General features: G+C 70.9%; 9 protein-coding genes. 5 read left to right on the forward strand and 4 right to left on the reverse strand.

Features of this window, described 5'->3' with window-relative positions:
* The first annotated feature begins 40 nt into the window (after positions 1–40).
* Positions 41–1,927, forward strand: coding sequence for an arginine--tRNA ligase (argS, locus tag KGQ19_RS31175; RefSeq protein WP_212015747.1), 1,887 nt, complete (start codon positions 41–43; stop codon positions 1,925–1,927).
* Here argS and KGQ19_RS31180 read toward each other — a convergent pair.
* From KGQ19_RS31180 to KGQ19_RS31190, 3 genes are read right to left on the reverse strand one after another with little or no spacing between them, the layout of a single operon-like run.
* Positions 1,918–2,649 (reverse strand): HAD family hydrolase, encoded by a 732-nt coding sequence (locus KGQ19_RS31180; RefSeq protein WP_212015749.1) that lies wholly within the window; start codon positions 2,647–2,649, stop codon positions 1,918–1,920. The genes argS and KGQ19_RS31180 overlap by 10 nt on opposite strands.
* A gap of 44 nt (positions 2,650–2,693) precedes the next feature.
* Positions 2,694–3,431: an ABC transporter permease gene (locus KGQ19_RS31185; protein WP_212015751.1), complete on the reverse strand. Its 738-nt coding sequence runs from the start codon at positions 3,429–3,431 to the stop codon at positions 2,694–2,696.
* A complete protein-coding gene (locus tag KGQ19_RS31190; RefSeq protein ID WP_212015753.1) occupies positions 3,428–4,147 on the reverse strand; it encodes an ABC transporter ATP-binding protein in 720 nt (239 codons plus the stop codon). Before KGQ19_RS31190 ends, KGQ19_RS31185 begins: the two co-directional genes overlap by 4 nt.
* A 127-nt stretch (positions 4,148–4,274) precedes the next feature.
* On the opposite strand from KGQ19_RS31190, the gene KGQ19_RS31195 reads away from it, so the two are divergent.
* Genes KGQ19_RS31195 through KGQ19_RS31210 form a run of 4 tightly spaced genes read left to right on the forward strand, consistent with a single transcriptional unit; the run spans position 4,275 to position 6,047 of the window.
* Positions 4,275–4,685, forward strand: coding sequence for an ArsR/SmtB family transcription factor (locus KGQ19_RS31195; protein ID WP_212015755.1), 411 nt, complete (start codon positions 4,275–4,277; stop codon positions 4,683–4,685).
* On the forward strand, positions 4,682–5,143 hold the full coding sequence (locus KGQ19_RS31200; protein WP_212015765.1) for an SRPBCC family protein: 462 nt from the start codon (positions 4,682–4,684) through the stop codon (positions 5,141–5,143). The genes KGQ19_RS31195 and KGQ19_RS31200 overlap by 4 nt, the downstream gene beginning before the upstream one ends.
* A 4-nt stretch (positions 5,144–5,147) precedes the next feature.
* Positions 5,148–5,711 (forward strand): dihydrofolate reductase family protein, encoded by a 564-nt coding sequence (locus KGQ19_RS31205; RefSeq protein ID WP_212015767.1) that lies wholly within the window; start codon positions 5,148–5,150, stop codon positions 5,709–5,711.
* Between the two features lie 21 nt (positions 5,712–5,732).
* Positions 5,733–6,047 (forward strand): hypothetical protein, encoded by a 315-nt coding sequence (locus tag KGQ19_RS31210; protein WP_212015769.1) that lies wholly within the window; start codon positions 5,733–5,735, stop codon positions 6,045–6,047.
* Between the two features lie 73 nt (positions 6,048–6,120).
* On the opposite strand, the gene KGQ19_RS31215 is transcribed toward KGQ19_RS31210, so the two are convergent.
* The coding region (locus tag KGQ19_RS31215; protein WP_212015773.1) for a mycothiol transferase at positions 6,121–6,227 on the reverse strand (107 nt) is incomplete at its 5' end.

Genomic DNA, 6,227 nt, shown 5'->3' on the forward strand with positions numbered 1-6,227 from the left:
CCATCACGCCGGAAAACCGGTCCGACCAGCGAGGAACCCCATGGCCAAGGCACTGTCGGAGATCCTGGCGGACGACGTCCGCGCCGCGCTGACCGCGGTGCTGGGCGACGCGGCGCGAGGTGCCGACCCGCTGATCCGGCCCTCGGACCACGCCGACTTCCAGGCCAACGGGGTGCTGCCGCTGGCCAAGGCGGTGAAGGGCAATCCCCGGGAGCTGGCGACGCGGGTCGCCGCGGTGCTGGCGCCGATTGCCGACGCTGCGGATGAAGCCGGTGCCGGTGCCGGGGCCGCGGGTGCCGAAGCCGGTGCCGCAGGTTCCGCCGAAGCCGAAGCCGGTGGCACAGGTTCTGCCGCTGCCGCGCCCGAAACCGTCCCGACCTCCGGCGTCATCGCCGCCGTCGAGGTGGCCGGCCCCGGCTTCCTGAACCTCACCCTCACCGACGCCGCCCTGGCCGCGCAGGCCGCCGAGCGCCTGGGCGACCCGCGGTTGGGCGTCCCGCCGACCGCCGTCGGCCGGACCACCGTCATCGACTACTCCCAGCCGAACATCGCCAAGGAGATGCACGTCGGCCACCTGCGCTCGACGGTCATCGGCGACGCGCTGGTCCGGCTGCTGGAGTTCGACGGCCGCACCGTGCTGCGGCAGAACCACCTCGGCGACTGGGGCACCCAGTTCGGCATGCTGATCCAATACCTGGTCGAGCACCCCGAGGCCCGGCCGGCCCAGGCCGAGCACTCCGGCGAGGCCGCCATCTCCTGGCTGACCACCCTCTACCGCGATGCCCGCGCGCTGTTCGAGTCCGACACCGAGTTCGCCGACCGGGCCCGCAAGCGCGTGGTGACGTTGCAGGGCGGCGACGAGGAGTCGCTGGCGGCGTGGCGCGAGATGGTCGCGGAGTCCAAGCGCTACTTCGAGGACGTCTACGCCCGGCTGGACGTGCGCCTGGTCGACGCGGACGCGGTCGGCGAGAGCTTCTACAACCCCTACCTCGCCGAGGTCGCCGCCGACCTGGAGAAGCGCGGCGTCGCGGTGTGGAGCGAGGGCGCGCTGTGCGTGTTCTTCGAGGACATCCTGGGTCCGGACGGCGACCCGGTCCCGCTGATCGTGCGCAAGAGCGACGGCGGGTTCGGCTACGCCGCCACCGACTTGGCCGCCGTCCGCTACCGGGTCAACACCCTGAAGGCCGACCAGATCCTCTACGTGGTCGACAGCCGCCAGGCGTTGCACTTCCGGATGGTGTTCGAGGCCGCGCGCCGGGCCGGCTATCTGCCGGAGGACGTCGAGGCGGTGCACGTCCAGTTCGGCTCGGTGCTCGGCACCGACGGCAAGCCGTTCAAGACCCGCGCCGGCAAGACCGTGCGCCTGATCGAGCTGCTGGACAACGCGGTCGACCACGCGGTGGCCACCGTCGAGGAGAAGAACCCGGGCCTGCCCGCCGCCGACACCCGCGCCGAGGCGAAGGTGGTCGGGATCGGCGCGGTGAAGTACGCGGACCTGTCGACCTCCCGCACCAAGGACTACATCTTCGACCTGGACCGGATGGTCTCGCTGCACGGCAACACCAGCGTGTATCTGCAGTACGCGCACGCTAGGATCCACTCGATCCTGCGCAAGCTGCCTGCGGGTACCGAGACACGCGTGCACCCCGAGCTGGCGCTGGAGCCGGCCGAGCGGAAGCTGGCGCTGCACCTGGACGACTTCGGGGCGACGGTGGCCACGGTCATCGAGAACTTCGAGCCGCACCGGCTGGCGTCGTACCTGTACGCGCTGGCGCAGACCTTCTCAGACTTCTACGAGAACTGTCCGGTACTGAAGGCGCCGACCGATGCGGTGCGGGAGAACCGGGCCGCGTTGGTGGAGCTCACCGGGGAGACGCTGAAGCTGGGGCTGGCGCTGCTGGGGATCAGTGCGCCGGATCAGCTCTGAGCCGGTGATTCGGCCGCGATCGCCGAGGCCTGCCCGATCGCCGCGATCACCCGCCCGGTGTCCGTGAGGTCGTCCAGCACCACCTTCGCCCCGGCCGCACGCAGGTCCGCGCCGGAGGTGGTGCCGCTGGCGACGGCGACGACGGCGGCGTCGTGGGCGAGCGCGGCTTCCACGTCGCGGACGGTGTCGCCGAGGACGACGGTCCGGGCCGGGGCGTAGGTCTGGCCGTAGCGGGTCTCGGCGCGGTGCCAGGCGTGGGGGATCAGGGCATTGCGTTCGAACTCGTCGTCGCCGTAGGCGCCGACGCTGAAGTCGATCCACGGGTCCAGGCCGAAGGCGCGGAGCTTCATCTCCGCGACGCTGCGGATGTTGCCGGTCAGGACCGACTGGCGGATGCCGGGGTCGGCGGCGACGGCCTGGAGCGCGGCGCTCGCTCCGGGCAGCGCGAAGCCGCGGGCTTTGGTGGCCTCGGCGCGCTCCAGCAGGGCGCGCTCGATGTTGACCAGGAAGCGCGCCAGGAGTTCGGGGTCGGGCTCGACGTCGTGCATGCGCAGGATGCGGGTGGCCATCGCGCGTTCGGTGAGGCCGTTGAAGGTCATGTCACCGCGCCAGGGGCTCCCGATGGTCTCCTGGACGGCTGCGATGTAGGCCTCGGTGGCGACTCCGTTGGTCCTGATCAGGGTCAGGTCGATGTCCCACAGCACCAGCATGGTGTCGCTCACGCCCGGCCCCTTCGTGTCGTGTCGCGTCCGTCCGGCGGCCCGGGCTACTCCGTGCGGCGGCGAAGCGTCACGGCACCCAGCGCCAGGGCGAGAACCCCGGCACCGGCGATGATAGCGAGGTCGGCGATCAGGGCGCCGGTCACCGCGGACCGCGACGTGATCTTGTCCATGGCGTCCACGGCGTAGGACAAGGGCATCACGTCCGAGACCCAGTGCAGCGCGGTCTGCATCTGGTCGCGCGGGGTGAACAGGCCGCAGAGCAGCAACTGCGGCAGGACGAAGGCCGGCAGGAACTGCACGGCCTGGAACTCGGTGCGGGCGAACGCGCTCGTGAACAGTCCCAGGGCGGTGCCCAGCAGCGCGTCCAGGACCGCGACCAGCACCACGGCCCACGCCGGCCCGGCCACGCTCAGCCCGAGCGGCCCGATCGTCAGCGCCGAGACCAGCAGCGCCTGGACCAGGGCGACGGCGCCGAAGGCGAGGGCGTAGCCGCCGAGCAGGTCGCCCTTGGCCAGCGGCATGGTGAGCAGGCGCTCCAGCGTGCCGCTGGTGCGTTCGCGGAGCATGCTGACGGAGGTCACCAGGAACATGATGATGAAGGGGAAGATGCCCAGCAGCGCCGCGCCGATCGCCTGGAACTCGTGCGGCGAGGCGTCGAACGTCCACTTCAGCAGTGTGATCAGCACACACGGCATGACCAGCATCAGCGCGATGGTGCGCGGATCGTGCCGCAGCTGCTCCAGGACCCGGCGCGCGGTGGCGGTGGTGCGTCGCAGGCTCATGATGCGGCTCCCACCAGGCGAAGGAAGGCGTCCTCGACGTCGCGGGCACCGGTGCTGGCCAGCAGCCCCCGCGGGGTGTCGGCGGCGAGGATGCGGCCCTGGCGCATGAGGAGCAGGCGGGTGCAGCGCGAGGCCTCGTCCATGACGTGGCTGGAGATGAGGAACGTCACCGGATCCTCGGCCGTCGCCAACCGGTGGAACAGGGCCCAGAGCTCGGCCCGCAGCACCGGATCCAGCCCGACGGTCGGTTCGTCCAGGACCAGCACCTTCGGCGTCCCCAGCAACGCCGCGGCCAGCGACACCCGCGCCCGCTGCCCGCCGGAGAGCCGATCGGCGCGCGCCGCCTCCTTCCCCGCCAGCCCGACCGCCGCGACCACCCGCTCCGGATCATCCGGCGGCGCCCCGATCACCGCCGCGAAGTAGCGCAGGTTCTCGATCACGGACAGGTCGCCGTAGACGGAGGGTGCTTGCGTGACGTAGCCGATGCGATCGCGCAGCACCGCGCTTCCCGCCGGTGCCCCCAACACCCGCACCTCGCCGCCGGCCACCCGCTGCACGCCGACGACCGAGCGCAGCAGGGTGGTCTTCCCGCAGCCGGAGGGGCCGAGCAGGCCGGTGACCGAACCCGCCTCGACCTGGGCGGACAGCGACGGCAGGACCACTTGGCCGCCCCGGACGACGCGCAGATCGCGGACCTCGACGGCATAATTCATCATGTGATGAGTTTCGATCGGGCGCGCGGTCGGTGTCAAGACTTGTGGCCCCGCCCGGCGGCTCATCCGTTGACACCATCAGCCGCGCCTCCATACGCTTAACATGTTGGTTAAGTGAAGGGGGCTTCCGATGGCCGGCACCGATCAGCTCAGCGCGGTGTTCTCGGCGCTGTCCGACCCGACCCGGCGGGCGATCCTCGCCGAGCTGGCCGAACGCGACGCCACGGTCACCGAGCTCACCGCTCCGCTGTCGATCTCGATGCCGGCGGTGTCACGGCACCTGAAGGTGCTCGAGCGCGCCGCGCTCATCTCGCGGTCGCGGTCGGGCAAGTGGCGCGCGAGCCGCCTGGAGGCCGCCCCGCTGCGCGAGGCGGCCGAGTGGATCGAGCGCTACCGGCGGTTCTGGGACACGTCTCTCACCCGCCTCGATGCCCACCTCGCCGCGGTGCAGGCCGCCGAACGGGCGACGGACCGGACGGTCGAGGGACCGGATGGCCGAGGGCCCCAGGGAGACCGAATGAACCCCAGGGAGAACGAATGAAAACGGAGACTCCGCAGCTCGCCATCTCGCGGGTGTTCGACGCGCCGCGGGCGCTCGTCTATCGGGCCTTCACCGATCCCGACCACTTGGCGGCGTGGTGGGGCCCGGTCGGCAACTCACTGCCGCGCGAGGAGATCGAGTTCGACGTGCGCCCCGGCGGCTTTCAGCGGTGGACCGAGGTCAACGCGGCCGAACCCGAGCTTCGCGTGCACGTCCGCCTCGACCTCACCGACGTCGCCGACGGCGAACTCCTCGCAGGCGTCATGCACGTCAGCGGCCGGCTGCCGGAGGGCGTCGAGCCGTTCGAGACGAGACTGCGGATCGAGTTCCACGACGAGGCCGGCGGACGCACGCGGCTGGAGATCCGGCAGTGGCTCCCCGAACATCTGGCGGGCCCCAGCCAGGAAGGTTGGCGCCAAGCGTTCACCAAGCTGGACGCCACGCTCATTGAGAGGTAGAGGCATGGCAAAGCTGATTTACGTGACGAACATGTCGCTTGACGGCTACATCGAGGACGAACACGGCGCGTTCGACTGGTTCCCGATCGACGACGAGGTGTTCGCGTTCCACACCAGCCTCCTGCGGTCTGTGGGCACGTTGCTCTACGGGCGGCGCCTGTACGAGGCGATGTCCGTGTGGGAGACCGACGCCGCTCTGGCCGCGCACTCCGACCTCATGGCCGACTTCGCGAGCGCCTGGCAGGCGGCGAGCAAAGTCGTGTACTCCACGACCCTCGCCGCGGTGTCGACCGCCGACACCCGACTCGAACGCCGTTTCGACCCCGCCGCGGTACGCGAACTGAAGGCCGCGGCCGGCAGCGATCTCACCGTGGGCGGTGCCAACCTCGCGACGCAGGCTTTCCAAGCCGGGCTGGTCGACGAGTGCCACCTGTTCGTCCTGCCCGTCGTCGTCGGCGGGGGCAAGCCGGGGCTGCCGACCGGCATGCGCACCGACCTTGAGCTCCTTGACGAGCGCCGATTCCGGAACGGCGTCGTATACCTCCGCTACCGCTGTCTCGGGCGGTGAAGGTCCTACTACCCTGTCGCCATGACCGACTCCGATTCCGGCACCGGCACCGGTACGAGCCAGCGCACTCAGCCCGCTTACACCCTCATCGCCCGGCCCGACGAGATCACGCACCTGGTCTGCTGCCGCGACGCGTCCTGGACGCGGGCGTTCTGCGGCTCGGAGGAGACCGAGGTCAACCCGGCCGCGACCGTCGCCTGTGCGATGTGTGTCGAGCGGGCCGAGGAGATGTTGCCCGGGTGCTTCGCGAACGTTCCGACGCTGTGCCCGGTGGACGGTAATCCGTGTCCTGATGAGCACGAGATCGACCTGCGCATCGCGCGGGAGGCCGAGTAGCGGCCGTCGACTCGCTGCCGACCCCGCGACCGGCCGCGCTACCTGCCCCGCTACGACCCCGCTACCTGCCCCGCTACCGGCCTGTCGTGCCGTCGATGAGTTCGCGCAGGATGTCCGCGTGGCCCGCGTGCCGGCCGGTTTCCTCGATCATGTGGGTGAGGGCCCAGCGCAGGGCGGGGG

The sequence above is a fragment of the Catenulispora pinistramenti genome, from assembly GCF_018274385.1.
In the GTDB taxonomy this organism is placed as follows: Bacteria; Actinomycetota; Actinomycetes; order Streptomycetales; family Catenulisporaceae; genus Catenulispora; species Catenulispora pinistramenti.